Origin of the sequence: Desulfacinum infernum DSM 9756 (assembly GCF_900129305.1) — a bacterium.
GTDB lineage: Bacteria > Desulfobacterota > Syntrophobacteria > Syntrophobacterales > DSM-9756 > Desulfacinum > Desulfacinum infernum.
In genome coordinates this window covers 45,240-60,181 of record NZ_FQVB01000028.1, presented here as the reverse complement: position 1 = coordinate 60,181, position 14,942 = coordinate 45,240, and the positions used below count along the sequence as shown (strand labels likewise).

The following is a 14,942-nucleotide window of genomic DNA, read 5'->3' as shown; positions in this document are numbered from 1 at the left end:
GATGTTTCAATCCACGCCCCCGCGTGGGGGGCGACTGCTCCTGTTGCAAGTGATTGAGGTTAGAGGTGATTTGTTTGCGCTTTCGCGAGTTATGTCAAAAAGCAGCTATTGCTCCCTATTCCATACAAATCCACAGTTGCATCCTGTTCGAATTACACGCTTTTTGAGGATCGCGAAACCCACTGGGATATAATGTGAGCTACACCCTCGCGAAGTTCAAACGATGAGGGGACCCTCCTGATCGTAGTTGGGCTTGGCTCCCACATGTTGCAGTCGCTTCCGCCAATTTGAGCCCAAAAAATAGTAACGAAGGCTATCCGCTTCAGGATCTATGATCTGTTCCAGGCTGGCCTTCAACCGAACCCATTGAGCAGGGTCCACGAGGCACTCAAACACGGAATATTGCACCCGTTGACCATAGTTCTTGCACACTTTGGCCACCTTTCTCAGCCTCCGCTGCCCCTCTTCGTCACGTGTAGAGACGTCGTAGCTGACCAGAACCATCATGGTCTCATCTCCAAACAAAAGGAGGATAGGCGTCCAGATCTCCCCTTAAATGCCTAGCCAGCAGCAATGCCTGTACGTGAAAAAGAAGACCGACGGCCACCTTCTCCCCAAGGTAGGGATGGAATATTTCTTCTTGTTTTCGCTTTTGATAAGCAGTCAGCACCTCCTTCCTGGTAGACTCCGTCATCCTGACGGCCCCTGTATCTGAAAAGCTGAAACCATCTGGCTTCACACGAGCTGTGTTGATGAGAGAGAGAACCTGCCTGTCCGCCATGATGGGTCGAAATTCTTCCATAAGATCAAGCGCCAGGCTGGGACGACCCGGGCGGTCCCGGTGCAGGAATCCCACACACGGGTCCAGCCCCACTCCCTCCAGCGCCGAGCGGATGTCGTGAAGGACCAAGGTGTAAAAAAAAGACAGCAAACAATTGACCCGATCCAAGGGTGGACGTCTGTTTCGTCCCTCAAACCGAAAGCTGTCCTTTTGGGACAGAATGAGATGATCGAAGACCGAAAAATAGATCCGTGCTGCTTCCCCCTCTATACCTCTCATCTCCTCCAAGCCGTCGGCCGACGCAAGCCGCCTTAGAGCAATCCCCAACCCGTTTACCGCCATCTCAACTTCAGAACTTTCGATCTTTACGCCATGATCTCTCAAGGCCCGCCTGAGAACCGTACGGCCATTAGTCAACTTGCCAGCCAGGAAACAGCGCGCAAGATCCGCCGAATGCCGGGCGGAATCCGCTCTACGGTATTGTTCCCGGCGCAGCAACACGTTTCCCGATACCGGGCCCTCCACTCGTGCCAAAAAACGACCGGTCCAGCTCATGAAGCTCAAACTGACATGCCTTTCCGCACAGAGCCCCATGAGCGCCGGACTACAGGAGACCTGACCAAAACAGACGATGCTTCCTAACGTATGAACCGGTATCTGGATCCGCTTTTCCCCATCCACCCTAACGAGCACGGTTTCACCTTCCTTAGAGAGGTACGCACCCTGGCTCGTGACATAAAGTGTATTTAGAAGCTTCTTCATCTCTTGAGCCCAATCCCGGATGACCACAAACCAATTTGCGTGAAACCAGCTCCCATGAGGATAGACTAAGACGCAACTTAATCGTCATACATAAGGGCTCCGACATAGGCCGAAGCCCAGCCGGCCCCTTTTCCTACGACCTTCGGCATACAGAAGGAAACCAACGAACAGGCCTCACAATGCGGGCCAAACTCGGGTGGCGGAGTTCGACCTGAAGCGACCAAGTCATGGAGGCGATTCGCAGTTTCCTCCACCCGAGCCCGCATCGGCTTATCGAATGTCACGGGTAAACGCCGACGTCTCTTTCCGTAAAAGAGAGCGCCGGCAGGCACTTCTACCTGCAGCATCTCCTCGAGGCACATGGCCTGCGCGCAGAGCTGAATTCGATCCCACTCCCCCTTCTTCGGCCTGCCCCGTTTGTACTCCACGGGGAAGGGCCTCCAATGATCGGCGCCGTCTGTGCCGGGCATCCGATGAAACTCCACCACATCCGCCCGCCCCACGAGACCCAGTCGAAAAGAACGGAGTTCCACCCCGAACGCCGTCCGCAGATCCCGCCGGGACTCGGCTCCACCGGAGTCCACACGCTCATGGAGGATCCGGCCCTCGGCCGTGTGGAAGTTCTCCTCCCAGAGCTGCTCCACATGAATCAAGGCACATTGCCGTTCACAAAAAAGCAGGTGCTGGAGCGCCGAGATGGGTAACAGATCGTCTTCTGCATACATGGATCAAAGCCTGTTCAAAATGGTCACTCCGCTGGGAAGATCGGACTCGTCCACCGATACCTCATAGTCCGAAAACGCCCGGGCCGGACCATGGATGCCATTGGAACGCCGGACCTGGAGCCGTTCGAAGAGCGTGTGGGCCGGCGCGTTGCCGAGCTTCGAGTCATGCCGGAAAACCACAAGTCGCCGGCTGCACATGAGCCCTCTGGCGGCTGAGCGGTCATGTTCGAACATATTGACGAGAGCCTCCCAGAGCAGATCCAAGTCCTCCTCGGAAAACCCCGTCTGCCCGGCCAGGGCGGCAGACACAAAACCGTGGCACCTGTAAAGTCCGTAGGGTACGGTGAATTTTCGGCCCATGGTTCTGTTCTCCCCCTGCTGCCTCTCAGCCTCCGCTTCCGTGGCCACAGACATTCGGGTGATGGTGTGTTCCAATGGGACGACCGGTTCGACGCTTCTGGCGAAGGTGAGTTGCACGGGACCGCGGACCTGGCCCGCATTCTCTCCCGTCGTCATGACCGCACCGAAGGTCCTCACGTCGTAAAACCTGCGGCACATCACCCCCCGGGCTTCCTCCGTGCGATCAGCACCTTGTTTCTCATCCCCGAGCGCTTGATGAGCTTCCTCGATCAATTTGTTCAATACGGCCTTTTCTTTGATAAACACGTCATAGCCAGGCTGTCCCTGCCTGGTGAGCAGCACGTAGTTTCTTATCTTTCGTTTGAGGCACACGTCGGTCACCAGACCTTGGCCTGTTTCGGGGTCAATCCTGGGAAGATTCCCCGCGTCCGGATCTCCGTTGGGGTTTCCGTCCGTCACATCGAAGAGAAGCACAAACTCATAGCGATTCTCCACAACCTTACTCATCGCGCCCCTCCCTCTTCTCCTCCGTTTCCGGTTTGACGTAGAAGGCCTGCCTTTGATGATAATAGCCCACCGCAAAACGCCCCTGTTCGGCCAAACTCATGTTGGCCGGAAAGCTTTCCAGGCCGTCTATGATTTGCCCGATCAGTCGTTCGAAGTGGGTGACCCGCCTCCGATTTTCCAGTTTGGCCAGGTGATGGTTCTTCAGTTTCATGAGATGGGGAAAAACCGTGACCGGCGTGGCTGAGGCGGCCCCGTAGAACCTTTCCCTAATGGTCGTATTGATGCCGGGGTTCGCTTCCTCCTGGATTTTTTCCAGGACCGCGAAAAGGCGACCCAACCGATAGCCCACATACTCATTGCCTGGATCCAAGGACATACCCACCTCCTTCGTTTCCTTGCCACAAACTCGAGCCTGCCGAACCAAGACGGCCTTGATCAAGGCCGCCCGCGCATAATCCACACCACGCTCTGCACGGGCACGACGCACCGCCGCTTCCAAAAGGCCCTTCGGATAGGGCAGGCCCTGAAGAACCGACCGAAGGAACTCTGCGCCCAAGTTGGGGGGCAGCTTCCCCTTGTCCCGCTGCGGAGCCAAGGAGCCCAGCAGCCGAGACAGACTGGGATAGCGGAGTTCCCCTTTGGGCTGCACCATGGAAATGTCTTCAAAGTATCTGTCCATTTTGGCTGCCAGATCAGCCACGCTCCCCGCATACCAGAATCTCACGATCAAACGGGCGGCGTTCGGGGACAGTCCGAGAACGAAAAAGCGCGTTGCGGGATCCAGATCCGGAGGAATCCCTGTTTGCGGGGACTTGAGAAGCGAGACCAGTTCTCTGCAATCGGCCTCGGAATTTTCCGGTGGGACTTCCCCAAAGAGTTCGAGGAAAGCCTCTTCCATCCTGTGCTTCTTGTCCGCCCAAAAAACGGCCGTAATCTCATCTCCAAGCTGGAATCGCCTGCCAGAATCCTTGGCAAGAAGCGTATTCAGTGCCGTCGTATAGGCAAACTCCGCCCAGCCGCCCACCGGCGCATTAGCCCCTTGTGCTTTCTGATAACTCCAGAAAGCCGGCAGGTTGAACGAAACGATGTTGGTGCCCGATGACTGTCCCCCACGAACTCCCTTGATGGGAGCATGCAGCCGGGCGGGCACATCCAGTTCACCGGTCACGAGACAAGGCTGACGGGGCTCTCCTCCTTGGGAGCAGGTAGCACGGATCGCCTCTTGAACCCGGGGACGTTGGCAGACAAGCCCCCAGTCCCCTTCCAGTTGAAAACTCAGATTCGCCCCGGTTTTTTCGATCTCGGGCCAGCAGGGATCTTGGTAAATGGCCGAGAAGTCCCGCGCTTCCAGGAAACGAAGGACCGCCTGCACCCCCTCGTCATCCAAGACGCTCCGGCATCTTTCTCTGATTTCCTCAACAAAGGCCTCATGCTGCTGCTCGGCTCGCTTCAAGGCTTTGTTGGGATCCTTTCTTTCGTCCTTTTTCGGGCACCCCAGAACATAGGCCGGGTTGTCCCACAAAAGATTGGCGGCAATGCCACTGGTCCTTTTGACAGCTTTGGGAACCATAAAGTTTCGGGCCGTCAAGCCCCGCCCTTCACCCGTGCGCATATCGAGAATTCCACGAAAAACTCCTTCTCGATTCAAAACGATGATGAAGGGGATGGGGTGTTCTTGAAATCCCATCTCCGGAACCCGGATCTCTCCTTCCGACCGCAGTCGTTCATAATACTTGGCGAGAGACTGAAGAATCATCGGCGCACCTCCGGACTGCCGGGGAAAGGGATTCGCATGCGACCGTCCTCGATTCGGGCTCGGAACCAAAGCGGCATGGGGGGCTCACGGGAAAAATCCATGTCATAGAGCATGAAACCCAGGTCCCGGGATTCCGATATGGGCACCGGGTCTGGGGCATTGGGATCCAATAGCTGGAAATGAGCGGCGAACTCGCGGCATCCGAGGTAGGGGCGATGAAAGCATTGGCCCTTGGCGGCCCTTCGAGCAAAGATTTCTTCAAACTTCCGCACATTGTCATCCTGCCCGCTCCGATCCGTAAGCACAAAAGACCCGTGGATGACATAGGCCACGTCTCGAAGAATGAGGCCCGCCCGTTGAACGCGGTTTTCCTCCACAAGCAAGCTGGATCTGCCGGGCGAAATTCGCTCACTGACCTCATTTCTTCTTATGGAGGCCCATCGAATGGGCCGCAAGACGTGGATCTCATGGACTCGCCAGCTCATGGCCGGCTTCCACAAAATGGCTTCCAGGATGCCTCGGGCTGCCGATGGCGTCATCACGTCATAGGAGACTCTTTCCACCTTCATCTCCGGGCGGGTGAAGCAGGCGTTTTCTCCCCAGACCCTGACGCGAAATAGACGGCTCTTTCGTTCGTATTGCATGACAGGCCCCTTCCTTCCATCAAATGATCAGCTCGTCCGGATCGTAAACAGCCGATCCATGCGGATCGAACCCCACGTCCTCACGGTAAAAGGATCCATGTTCAAGTACGTAGACGCCCGGGTGGACTTCGCGGATCACCCCTTCCCGGGTAAGCTCCCGGGCCGTGCGAGGAGCAATGTGAACGACGAAACGTTGAGCTTTCCGGAGGAGTCGCCTATTGGGCTGTTGCGCTTTGAGTTCTTCCACACAGCGTGTCCCTTCCTCACCATAGGGAACCACAACCGGCAGCAAATCTTGATCGATGATCCTGAATCGCTCGGCCGCCGTTCTAAAGGAAAAACGCAGCTCGTCGTCTTTGCCCAAGAGCTTCCCGATGCCTTTGGAGTCCAGCCTCTCATCTCCTTGGATCCAGTAGAGCCGGCGAAAGTATTCTTCAAACGTCTCCGGAGAGGACAGACTGATTTTCCCTTGACTCATCATCATTTGGGCCACATCCGCTGCCTGTCTGAGAATGCCCTGGGGCGGGCGGGACGGGGGGACGAAAACGACCAGCTTTCCTCGCACCAGAAGGCCCTCACGATTACACCGACCCGCCGCTTGAGCAATGGAATCCAAGCCTGCCAAGGCTCGGTAAACAACCGGAAAATCGATGTCCACCCCCGCCTCCACCAACTGAGTGCTGACGACCCGGGTGGGTATTCCATGGCGCAGACGGTCTTTGATCTCGGCGATCCGGCACGAGCGGTGCGCACCACACATGAGCGCCGAAAGATGGTAGGTGTTTTGCGGCAGCAAGGACCACAGTTCCCGGCAGTCGTCTCGTCTATTTACGATGCAGAGAACCGAAGGGTGTTCCATAAGCTCACCGGCGAGATCGGCCCACTCCACCGGAGATGCCGGATGCTCGGGAAGCAAAATGTCCACCCTCTCCATCTCCCTGAAGAGACCCTCCGGATCGGGAATGATCTCCCGTACGTTGCTGAGTCCGTCGAAAGAATAGCCCTCTGCCTTATGGGTCGTCAGGGCAGGTTGGGTCGCCGTGCAAAGAACCAGACTGACCCCGTAATTCTTCACAAGCTCTTTCAGCACCTCCAAGCAAGGACGAAGGAAGGAGACGGGGAGCAATTGGGCCTCATCCAAGATGACCACACTCCCGGCAATGTTATGGAGCTTTCGGCATCTCCCGGGTTTTGCCGCATAGAGCGACTCCAGGAATTGCACGTTGGTGGTCACCACGATTGGAGCATCCCAGTTTTCACAGGCCAGACGCCACAGAGATTTTTCCGACTCGTCATCATCCGGCCCTTCGAAATTGCTGTGATGCTCCACCACCACATCCCCGAAAATTTGCCGAAACTGTTGCGCGGTCTGTTCAATGATACTTGTGTACGGGATTACGTAGATGATTCGTTGGTGGCCGTGTTTAAGAGCATGTTCCAAAGCAAATGCCATGGAAGAAAGGGTTTTTCCTCCGCCTGTAGGCACGGTAAGGCTGAAGAAACCAGGATCATCCAAGGCCTTTTCCCGGCAGCATGCCAGTACCCATCGGCGCAGACGATTAACCGGTGTATCGGGAGCCTGTTCACATTTTTCCCGAATATAACTCGAAAATAGTGGAATCAAATGGGAAAGGGACGGGAATCTGGTACGTCTCCAAGACAGCTCGGGGTCAAAGAATCGCTCCGTATCGAGAAAATCCGCATCCACCAAACAGGAAAAGACCATACGAATCCAGAATGCAGGATCCTTTCCCGTAGGCATTTGGCTTGGGAGTGGTCTAAAAAGAAAGTCCTTCACTTCCCTTTCTTCCCAGATTCCCAAATCCTTAACCCTGCTCAGACGGGCTTTCAATGCCGCCTTGCCCATTTCATCGCCCGACCAATCCGGAAGACCTCCATGGTGCCCGGCTATAATGTAGGCAAGAATTCGGCCGTACATATTGAGCTGACGGACCGCATAGGCGGCACCAGGTGTGGAATGGTCCACTTTCATGGAGAGGGTCAAACCGGCTTTCCCATCCTCCTGGAGCACCGACTGAAGCTTCCGCTGAAAATCGGGCTGCATTTTGCCGAGATCGTGCCAAAGCCCGGCAATTTCGGCCCACTCATTCGATTGAAAAATTCGGGCAAATCTTGCCGCTAAGCGCGCTGTTTCTATCAGGTGATCTCTTAGGAGATGCGTCCGTTTGTCGGACGCTACATGTGCCAAGGCCCGGTCCAGCACCAGTAAAATCCCTCCTGGCTGAATTTGCGCCAAATAGCCCGCTCTTAATAACCATCACGGGTGCATTACCAATTTGCTCATTGCCGAGCCCCGTTGAAACTTCGTTTATGGAGAGCCGCTTCTGACAGACGACTGTCCGGGATCGGCGCGATGCGCAGATTGCTCGCAGATTTCACACTCCAAAGCCCTTTTTCACAGCCAACGGCGTCTTGTTTTGCCAGCGAACGCAAATCGCCGAGGGTCCCATGCTGAGTCGCCCTGATGCCGAGACGGCGCAGATCTCGCGCAACTTGCCTCACAGTGGCCGGTGCCCCACGTTTTTCCAGCACTTGGAGAATCTTTTGTTGAGATTCCGTCATGCCCCCAATTCCCCGTCTTCAAACGACTCGAGAGGTTCCGCCGAAAAGCGCGTCTTGACCGGGAGACTCTAGACGCCCCGCCATGGCTGGCGGTTCAGTACACCGGTGGAAAGTAAGACCTTGGTCCGCTTTCAAGGGATCCCTACCATTTCCGACCCAGCGGCACGCCGTCCGGCACGACTCTCAGAAAAGGCTTGGATTGTTCAATCTCTTCCTGCAGGAGTTCACGAGAGCGTTGGTCCGTCCCCAAAGCCAAGGTATGTGGTGCCCGCTGATGGCCGCATCGCAGTGGCTAGGAAAAGGCCAGATACAATCCCCCCAGCCGACCTTTAAGACCGCAAGATCCAACCACCACAGGAGAACAGCCATTGAAACGACTGGACCGAATTACAAAGAATCTCGTGGTTGGGCGAATTTTCCTATGGAGATCCCGGTCCGGTGGCCCGGCCCCCTGACCTTCCATTGGTTTGTTAAGAATTAAACTACCACGTTGCAGAACCGGGCGCAATGCGGTATCTACCCGTTATTTCATAGCATTATAGTCGAGATTGCCGCCGGATATTTCGGTTCCGATTCGAAAAACGCTTCCGAAAACAACTATTCTTCAAAAAGGGAAGCTTCTTTTGTTCGGTACCGCTCGAACACACGGCGGCAAGCGACACCAGAAACCGGTCCCCAACCACAGTAGGAACGGGCGCCCCTGGGTAAAGGGTGAGTTGGATTTTTTGACGGTCTGGCCCGCTCCGGCCCAGGAACAGTCAGCGGCGACCCGAGAAGACCGGACCGGGGCTTCTTCCGCTTGAGAGTCCATAGTGCGCTCAAAATTCTGGATCCCCGCTTCCGCGAGGATGACGGACGTTTTGAAGAGAGCCGTTCCGAGAACGGAGGAGATGAGCGCCCATTTCGGAGCGCAACCCTTGATATCAACCGCGACCTTGTCCTGTTCATGAGCGCGGCCTGTAGGGGCGAATAATCATTCGCCCCTACAGGGACCTGCTTTCCGACGGTGCGTTTCATCCTTCGTTGTCACGGACTCCCCGTAATGAGGGGTTCGTGTGAAAGAAAACCGCCCACGAGTCTTTTCAATGGCAGAAGCGCCTCGGCCGCAATTCAGATCGCCGGCAGGCCGGTTCCTGTCGAAGAGGACCGCTCAAGGAGGCCTCTTCGATCCATCGGAGATGGCACAAGGACGATCAGGATCGTTCGGGCTGCGAAAGAATCCGACGAGGAGGAGGCCGGAGATTCCCCGGCCTTTGGAAGCGGAAGAGCCATGGTCGGGCAGGATTTTAGGCCTTCAGGCCGTGGGACAGTTCGCGGAGCAGTCGGCTGCGGGAGATGACGCCCAGGATGCGGCCGCTTTCGTCCAACACGGGGATGGGCTTGGACGTGGCGGCCGCCCGCTCCACCACCTCGCTCAGGGGAGCGTCGGGCGGCACGGCCGGCACCCGGACCGAACGGGCGGGAGGCTCGGCATCCCGCGGCGGCCGCCCCTGCCCGGCCAGTTCTTCCCGCGTGAGAACCCCCACCAGTCGGCGGGCGGCGTCGGTGACGAAGACGCACTCCAGGTTGTGCCGGTCCATGTGGCGGAGCAGCTCCCGGGGGTCCCTGTCCTGCGGGGAGATCCAAGGGCGGGGTTCCGCCATGATGTTGCGGGCGGCGATCACGCGGGTGCGGGAAACCGCTCCCACGAACTCCTCCACGTAGTCGTCGGCCGGATCCATCACGATCTGCTCGGGCGTGCCGATCTGAACAATCCGTCCTTCCTTCATGACGGCGATGCGATCGGCCAGTCGCAGGGCCTCGTCCAGGTCGTGGGTGATGAAGACGATGGTCTTCTTGACGATCTCCACCAGCTTGAGGAACTCATCCTGCATCTGGCGGCGGATCAAGGGGTCCAAGGCACTGAAGGCCTCGTCCATGAGCAGGATCTCCGGGTCCACGGCCAGCGCTCGGGCCAGGCCCACCCGCTGCTGCATGCCGCCGCTCAGCTCCGCCGGCAAGTACCTCTCCCAGTCGGCCAGCCCCACCAGATCCAGCACCTCCCGGGCCCGGCGACGCCGCTCCTTCTTGCCCACGCCCTGGAGCTCCAGGCCGAACGCCACATTGTCCAGCACGGAGCGGTAGGGCAGCAGCGCGAAATGCTGGAAGACCATGGCCATCTTCTGCTGGCGAAGGGCCCGGAGGCGCTTGGGCGTCATGGCCCCCACCCCTTCTCCGTCGATGAGCACCTCCCCGCAGGTGGGCTCGATGATGCCGTTGAGGCAACGAAGGAGCGTGGATTTACCGCTTCCCGAAAGGCCCATGATCACGAAGATCTCGCCTTCGTTCACGTGAAAATCCACCGCCCGAACGGCCACCGTGCACCCGTTCAGGGACAGGTCCTCGAGCGCCGCCTCGGGATCGCTCGCCAGCCGCTCCGCCGCCTCGCCGGAAAGGTTTCCGAAAATCTTCCACAGGTTCCTGACCTGGATCTTCACACCGCCGCCCGCCATGGTTTCCACCGTCACACCTTGACCCGCTCGGCATACATGCGCTGGTAGATGGGAAGGGCCTTCTCGTAGGCCTCCGCCAGGTGGGGATGGCCGTCCACGGGCGTGTAGCGCTTGGTCCCGCCCTTCTTGAACCCCGACCGGGACGCGGCCTCATCGTGCCAGCCCTGGGAACTCCACACCTTCCACTCCGGCCGGTCGCCCGGCTGCCATTCCAAAGCCTCCGGCATGAACTCAATGCCCACGAACCGGCAAAACGCCTCCACCAGCTCCTTGGGGTGTTCCAGCAGATCGGCCGCGTCCAGCACCAGGGGAGTCCGGCCGGTGATCTCCGACGCCATGCGAAAGGCGCGGTCCAAGGCCTCGTAGCCCGCCTCCTCCCAGGTGAAATCGGGCCATACGTGAAAAAGGGACGGAAGCGCCCTGGCAGGGTCCCGGATGAGAAAGACGTTGACAAAGCGCCGCAGAAGGTCCTCGTCCAGATGAGGCCCCACGTGGTAGGCCATGTCCTTGAAAAAGACCGGGCCGTCCTGGGCCTTCCGTTCGATGGATTCCAGGACCCGAGCAAAGGCATATTCCGGCCTTCCGGGCTCCTGGTCGAAACGCCGGCTGACACGCTCGGTGCTGTAATAGTAGTAATGGGAAAAAGGCTCGTGGAGGACCGTAAAGTCCCCCCGCTCCATCATCATCCGTTCAAAGGCCGTGGAAACCGACCGGGGTACGGCCCACAGGGCCACGATCTTCGTCTCCGCTCTTGGCAACGTCACCCTTCCTTTCCTTCCGCAGGGCCCCTCACGCCCTGCCGCCCGTTCCTTCCGAACGCACGATCCGGTCCAGCAGCATGGCCAGCACCACGATCCCCAGACCGGATTCGAAGCCCATGCCCACATCCACGATGGCCAAAGAGCGCATGACCGCCCCTCCCAGGCCTTCGGCGCCGATCAGGGCGGCGATGACCACCATGGAGAGGGCCAGCATGATGGTCTGGTTGATCCCCATGAGGATGGACGGCATGGCGCTGGGAAATTCGATCTTGACCAGCAGCTGCCAGGGGCTCGCCCCGAAGGCCTTGCCCGCCTCGATCCGCTCCGTGGGCACCTGCTGAATCCCCAAGCAGGTCAGGCGGATGACCGGAGGCATGGCGAAAACCACCGTAGCGAAAACGCCGGGCACCGCCCCCAAGCCGAAGAACATGAGCGCGGGGATGAGATAGACGAAAGCGGGAATGGTCTGCATCAGGTCCAGGATGGGGCGAGTGATCAGGTGCGCCGTGCGGTTGTGGGCGGTAACGATCCCCCAGGGGATCCCCAGCGCCAGGCACAACACCGTGGCCGTGGCGATCAGGGCCAGGGTCTGGATCATGGCCTCCCACAGGCCCAGGTTCAGAATCAGGGCAAAGCCCGCCAAGCAAAAGACCACCACGGCCTTCGACCGCCTCACCACCCAGGCCAGGACGGCAAAGAGCGCGATCAACACCAGGGGATGCACGGCCCCCAGGCACCACTCCAGAGCCCCGATGGCACTTTCCACCCCCTGGGACAGCGCCCTGAATTCGGAACTGAACCGGGTGGTGAAAAAATCCACCATCCAGGCCACCCCCTCGCCCAAGGGAATCTTAGTGGTGAGGACGTCCAGAAGCGAAGACATCATAGGTCAAACCCTTCCCTCCGCCACCTCACAAAACCCGGGACACCGCCGGCCGATCCGGCGGACGGCCTCCGCCGTCTCCCCTATCGGGCAAAAGCCCGGCGCACCACGTCCCGGGCCCGGCTGCCGTCGGCCGCTTGGACGCCGTAGACCCACTGGTCCACAATCCCCAGGTTGGAGGCGATCCAGCGCCGAGCCACTTCCTCCGGCTTTTCCTTGTCGTGGCTGAACTTCAGGATCCATTCGCTCTGTATTTCGGGCGTGACCCGAAACTGGCGCAGGAACTCCACCACCTCCGGGAAATCCTCGTCCAGGCCGGCCCTCGCCAACGTTTTCACCACCTCAGGCTCCGTTCCCCAGACCCCCAGAGGATCCTCCAAGTACTTCATGTCGTAGACCAGGTTCATCCAATGGGGCATCCAGCCCAACCACACCACCCAGTCGCCCTTCTTGATGGCCGCGTTGACCGCGATCATCATGGCCTCGGCGCTGCCTTCCACCAGTTTCCACGATCCCAGCCCGTACGTGTTGTTGGCGATGGCGTCCAGGACGATCTGGTTGCCGTCGTTGCCCGGCTCGATCCCGATGATCTTCCGGCTGAACCGGTCGCCGAACTTTTCCAGGTCCGCATGAGAACGGACCCCGGCGTCCCACACGTACTTGGGGACCGCCAGGGTGTAGATGGTCTCGTCCAGGTTCGTGGTCACCTCCACCACCTTGCCCTGCTCGATGTAGGGGTTGACCAGGCTTTTCATGGTGGGAACCCAGGCACCCAGGAAGACGTCCAGATCCCGGTTGGCCATGCTTCGGAGCAGAACCGGAAGGGCCACGGACTTCATGTCGCACGGATAGCCCAGGGACTCCAGGATCTGGCGCGCCACGTGCGTCTTGACCGTCACGCCGGGCCAGTTGACGTAGCCGAAGGTGACCTTGGAGGAGGCCGCCCCGGAAACCGACGGAAGAAAAAGGAAGAGAACGACGACCCACACCAGAACACGAAACCGACTCCGAACTCCCACAGTGTCCTCCTTCCGATTCAAGGATGTAAAAGGCGCTGGATTCATCCAACGGTAAAAGGTTCACATGGTGCATTTCGTATACCAACGTTCGGCGTACGTCAAGAACCGGGGCCCATCTTTTTCACCGGCCGCCATTGCCCAGGCGCCGAAGGGTTTCTATACTATAGTAAATTACTAGGGATTAAACCGCGCACCTTAGGAGGCGGCCATGAAGTTCGTGAAAGATTGTCAAGCCGATGCCACGGTGGATTTGGTCTACCGCATGTGCCCCATGCACCTGCTGGAGCCGGTGGAGCTGATCCGGGATCTCCGGGAAGGGCAGGTCCTGGAGATCCTGACCGACTACGACGGCGCCCTGGAGGATATTCCCGCATGGTGCGCCAAGAACGGCCAGGAGTTCATCGGGATCGGCGAGGACGAGGAAAACGACTGTTACCGGCTTTACATACGAAAGCGCCATTAGAGGAGCTTCTGATGAAGAGAGTCTATTTGGACCATGCGTCCGCGACCCCGGTGCGCCGGGAGGCCTTGGAGGCCATGATGCCGTATTTCGCGGAGGCGTTCGAGAACCCGTCCAGCGTCTACGACAGGGGTTTCGCCATCAAGGCGGCGGTGGACGAGGCGCGCGAAAAGGTGGCCTCGCTCATCCACGCGAAACCGAAGGAGGTGCTCTTCACCTCTTCGGGCGCGGAGAGCAACAACCTGGCCGTCAAGGGCGCCGCTTTGGCCAACCTGAGGAAGGGGCGCCACATCATTGTGTCGGCCATCGAGCACCATTCGGTACTCAACGCGGCCCGCTACCTGGAAAGGTTCCACGACTTCGAGGTGACGTTCCTTCCGGTGACCGAGACCGGTCTTGTGGACCCGGAGCGGCTGCGGCGGGCCATCACGGACGACACGGTGCTCGTGTCCATCATGCACGGCAACAACGAGATCGGCACCCTGCAATCCGTGGCGGAGCTCTCGGCCATCTGCCGCGAAAAAGGCGTCCTTTTTCACACGGACGCGGTGGCCACGGTGGGCCAGGTGCCCGTGGACGTGGAAGCGCTGGGGGTGGATCTTTTGAGCCTTTCGGGCCCCGCCCTGGGCGCGCCGAAAGGCACCGGAGCCCTCTTTTTCAGGGATCGTCTCCGCTTTGTGCCCCTCATCCACGGCGGCATCCAGGAAAACGGGCGCCGGGCCGGAACGGAAAACGTTCCGGGCATCGTGGCTTTGGGCAAGGCGGCGGAACTGGCCCAAGGCGAACTGGAAAAGAAGGCGGCGCACCTGCAGACGCTGCGCCATGCGCTGGTGGAAGGCGTTCTGGGAGCCGTCCCACGGGTGCATCACACCGGGCATCCGGAACAGCGCCTGCCGGGCCATGCCAGCTTCTGTTTCGAGGGCGTGGAGGGGGAAGCCCTGATCTTCCTGTTGGCTCAAAACGGGGTGTACGCCAGCACCGGATCGGCGTGCGCCTCCAAGGCCCTGAAGACCTCCCCCGTACTGATCGCCATCGGAATGGACGCCGCCGTGGCCCAGGGGTCGGTGGTCTTTACGCTGGGCCCCGACAACACCCTGGACGAGGCAACTTACACCGTGGATGTGCTCACCAAGGTCGTGGACCGGCTCCGCTCCTTTTCGCCCGTGTGGCGGAAAAAGACCGCGGCCTGAAAGTCGGGGGGAGAAGACG

Annotated in this window: 14 protein-coding genes; 2 read left to right on the top strand and 12 right to left on the bottom strand. The window is 59.0% G+C overall.

The features are described from left to right. Positions 1–216: 216 nt before the first annotated feature. The 12 genes from cas2 to BUB04_RS13525 all read right to left on the bottom strand — a co-directional run bounded on the left by cas2 (position 217) and on the right by BUB04_RS13525 (position 13,273). Positions 217–507, bottom strand: a complete 291-nt coding sequence (cas2, locus tag BUB04_RS13575; RefSeq protein WP_073040399.1) for a CRISPR-associated endonuclease Cas2 — start codon at positions 505–507, stop codon at positions 217–219. Between the two features lie 4 nt (positions 508–511). After that, on the bottom strand, positions 512–1,543 hold the full coding sequence (cas1c, locus tag BUB04_RS13570) for a type I-C CRISPR-associated endonuclease Cas1c (RefSeq protein WP_073040397.1): 1,032 nt from the start codon (positions 1,541–1,543) through the stop codon (positions 512–514). A 77-nt stretch (positions 1,544–1,620) separates the two neighbouring features. Beyond that, positions 1,621–2,268, bottom strand: a complete 648-nt coding sequence (gene cas4, locus BUB04_RS20310; RefSeq protein ID WP_073040396.1) for a CRISPR-associated protein Cas4 — start codon at positions 2,266–2,268, stop codon at positions 1,621–1,623. Between the two features lie 3 nt (positions 2,269–2,271). Continuing rightward, entirely contained in the window at positions 2,272–3,135 is an 864-nt protein-coding gene (gene cas7c, locus BUB04_RS13560) for a type I-C CRISPR-associated protein Cas7/Csd2 (RefSeq protein ID WP_073040394.1), read from the bottom strand. Further along, entirely contained in the window at positions 3,128–4,891 is a 1,764-nt protein-coding gene (cas8c, locus tag BUB04_RS13555; protein ID WP_073040392.1) for a type I-C CRISPR-associated protein Cas8c/Csd1, read from the bottom strand. The genes cas7c and cas8c overlap by 8 nt, the downstream gene beginning before the upstream one ends. Continuing rightward, positions 4,888–5,535 carry a type I-C CRISPR-associated protein Cas5c gene (cas5c, locus tag BUB04_RS13550; protein WP_073040390.1) on the bottom strand — a complete coding sequence of 216 codons (648 nt, stop codon included), beginning with the start codon at positions 5,533–5,535 and terminating at the stop codon, positions 4,888–4,890. Before cas5c ends, cas8c begins: the two co-directional genes overlap by 4 nt. A gap of 19 nt (positions 5,536–5,554) precedes the next feature. After that, a complete protein-coding gene (gene cas3 / locus BUB04_RS13545) occupies positions 5,555–7,792 on the bottom strand; it encodes a CRISPR-associated helicase Cas3' (RefSeq protein WP_218588466.1) in 2,238 nt (745 codons plus the stop codon). A gap of 44 nt (positions 7,793–7,836) precedes the next feature. Beyond that, positions 7,837–8,118, bottom strand: coding sequence for a hypothetical protein (locus BUB04_RS19075; protein WP_143156492.1), 282 nt, complete (start codon positions 8,116–8,118; stop codon positions 7,837–7,839). A gap of 1,286 nt (positions 8,119–9,404) precedes the next feature. Next, positions 9,405–10,610, bottom strand: coding sequence for a quaternary amine ABC transporter ATP-binding protein (locus BUB04_RS13540; RefSeq protein ID WP_073040418.1), 1,206 nt, complete (start codon positions 10,608–10,610; stop codon positions 9,405–9,407). Between the two features lie 11 nt (positions 10,611–10,621). After that, the gene (locus tag BUB04_RS13535) at positions 10,622–11,374 is read right to left on the bottom strand and encodes a sulfotransferase-like domain-containing protein (RefSeq protein ID WP_084076495.1); all 753 of its coding nucleotides are present in this window, start codon (positions 11,372–11,374) and stop codon (positions 10,622–10,624) included. Between the two features lie 25 nt (positions 11,375–11,399). Next, complete coding sequence (locus BUB04_RS13530) at positions 11,400–12,257, bottom strand: ABC transporter permease (protein ID WP_073040387.1); 858 nt, start codon at positions 12,255–12,257, stop codon at positions 11,400–11,402. An 80-nt stretch (positions 12,258–12,337) separates the two neighbouring features. Further along, positions 12,338–13,273, bottom strand: a complete 936-nt coding sequence (locus BUB04_RS13525; RefSeq protein ID WP_073040384.1) for an ABC transporter substrate-binding protein — start codon at positions 13,271–13,273, stop codon at positions 12,338–12,340. A gap of 208 nt (positions 13,274–13,481) precedes the next feature. On the opposite strand from BUB04_RS13525, the gene BUB04_RS13520 reads away from it, so the two are divergent. Next, positions 13,482–13,736: a sulfurtransferase TusA family protein gene (locus BUB04_RS13520; RefSeq protein WP_073040382.1), complete on the top strand. Its 255-nt coding sequence runs from the start codon at positions 13,482–13,484 to the stop codon at positions 13,734–13,736. Positions 13,737–13,747: 11 nt separating this feature from the next. Further along, a complete protein-coding gene (locus BUB04_RS13515; RefSeq protein WP_073040381.1) occupies positions 13,748–14,923 on the top strand; it encodes a cysteine desulfurase family protein in 1,176 nt (391 codons plus the stop codon). Positions 14,924–14,942: the final 19 nt, after the last annotated feature.

Bases quoted from the DNA above. Each gene is read 5' to 3' on its own strand.
- BUB04_RS13540 (WP_073040418.1), bottom strand. From the start codon at position 10,610: ATGGCGGGCGGCGGTGTGAAGATCCAGGTCAGGAACCTGTGGAAGATT.
- cas7c (WP_073040394.1), bottom strand. From the start codon at position 3,135: ATGAGTAAGGTTGTGGAGAATCGCTATGAGTTTGTGCTTCTCTTCGAT.
- BUB04_RS13515 (WP_073040381.1), top strand. From the start codon at position 13,748: ATGAAGAGAGTCTATTTGGACCATGCGTCCGCGACCCCGGTGCGCCGG.
- cas1c (WP_073040397.1), bottom strand. From the start codon at position 1,543: ATGAAGAAGCTTCTAAATACACTTTATGTCACGAGCCAGGGTGCGTAC.
- cas8c (WP_073040392.1), bottom strand. From the start codon at position 4,891: ATGATTCTTCAGTCTCTCGCCAAGTATTATGAACGACTGCGGTCGGAA.
- BUB04_RS13520 (WP_073040382.1), top strand. From the start codon at position 13,482: ATGAAGTTCGTGAAAGATTGTCAAGCCGATGCCACGGTGGATTTGGTC.
- cas2 (WP_073040399.1), bottom strand. From the start codon at position 507: ATGATGGTTCTGGTCAGCTACGACGTCTCTACACGTGACGAAGAGGGG.
- cas5c (WP_073040390.1), bottom strand. From the start codon at position 5,535: ATGCAATACGAACGAAAGAGCCGTCTATTTCGCGTCAGGGTCTGGGGA.
- BUB04_RS13530 (WP_073040387.1), bottom strand. From the start codon at position 12,257: ATGATGTCTTCGCTTCTGGACGTCCTCACCACTAAGATTCCCTTGGGC.
- BUB04_RS19075 (WP_143156492.1), bottom strand. From the start codon at position 8,118: ATGACGGAATCTCAACAAAAGATTCTCCAAGTGCTGGAAAAACGTGGG.
- cas4 (WP_073040396.1), bottom strand. From the start codon at position 2,268: ATGTATGCAGAAGACGATCTGTTACCCATCTCGGCGCTCCAGCACCTG.